This is a genomic window from Lyngbya sp. CCY1209 (assembly GCF_055795065.1).
On the sequence record NZ_JAYFER010000703.1, the window covers coordinates 1 to 1161 of the forward strand.

Genomic DNA, 1161 nt, shown 5'->3' on the forward strand with positions numbered 1-1161 from the left:
CATTTAGTATCACTGTGATACCAAATTTAGGAACATACAGACAGTTATAAGGCTGGTCAGGGGTGCGCCCCTTATATCCATCCAAGGGGATGGAAGCCATACCGGGAGGTTATTTCAAGCATTTCAGCCTTATTTCATTCCCGAACGAATCGCACCTCATCCATTAGGGTAGCAGTTCGACCTCAAGCCGGGGCGGGAAAACCCCCCGGATTCTCCGCCGCCTCCCATCCGAAATTCACCTCGGGCGCCGGGTCCCGAATCGGTTTCACCCCCAAACTGACTTGGTTCGTCCACCAGACATCCTCCGTCCGCACCGCGCCGAAGCCCGCCGCGCCGAGCCAAGCGTCCACGCTGCCGGCGGCGTAATCTTTCACATAAGGCTCCTCGAAAATCTCCGTCAGCCATTCCGTATGCCGCAAAACCCGCTGATGACCGTCGAGAACCACCACCTGTCCCCCGGCTTTCAGGAGGCGGAAGGCTTCCCGGAGCACGGCCCGGGCGATGTCCGGGGGGGTTTCGTGGAATAGCAGGGCGGCGGATACCAGATCGAAGGATTCCTCGGGAAATCCGGTGCGTTCGGCCAAACCGTGGCGGAATTGGATTTCCATACCTTCCCGCTTGGCTTTGGTTTCCGCCACAGCCAACATCTCGGGCGACAGGTCCAAACCGATGACTTCGGCGGCGGGGAAGGCTTTTTTCAACAGCAGGGTGGTGGAACCGGTGCCGCACCCGAGGTCCAAAATGCGCCGGGGTCGGACGTCGATCGCGTCGATGCCGGCCTGCCGGACCCAAATTTCGCTGGGGGGGAGGGCGTATCGGGTTACGGGGTCGTAGGTGAGGGCGGCGCCTTTGGTCAAATATCCCCCTTCGATGCCGTGGAAATTTTGGCTTTTGTAGTAGTCCGGATAGGTCAGATCGGGGTCGGAGAGGCGATCGCGGGCGGCGTCCCAGTCGATGCTGCGGTCGAGGCGATCGATGGCGTCCCGATCCATCAAAAAGCCGAACACCGGCGAGATAAAGCGCTCGAAAATTGTATCCTGGCGGGGCATAATTGCTGTCCTGATATTGCCGAAATATTGATTAGTTTGATACTCTGCGGGTTAAAACCACGCAGATTCTTAAGTAATCCAAAGCTGGATTCTCAAAGGCATTATCAAAGTG

General features: G+C 57.5%; 1 protein-coding gene. It reads right to left on the reverse strand.

The features are described from left to right. Nucleotides 1-182: 182 nt before the first annotated feature. The gene (locus AC0QHF_RS29230) at nt 183-1049 is read right to left on the reverse strand and encodes a class I SAM-dependent methyltransferase (RefSeq protein ID WP_324707803.1); all 867 of its coding nucleotides are present in this window, start codon (nt 1047-1049) and stop codon (nt 183-185) included. Nucleotides 1050-1161: the final 112 nt, after the last annotated feature.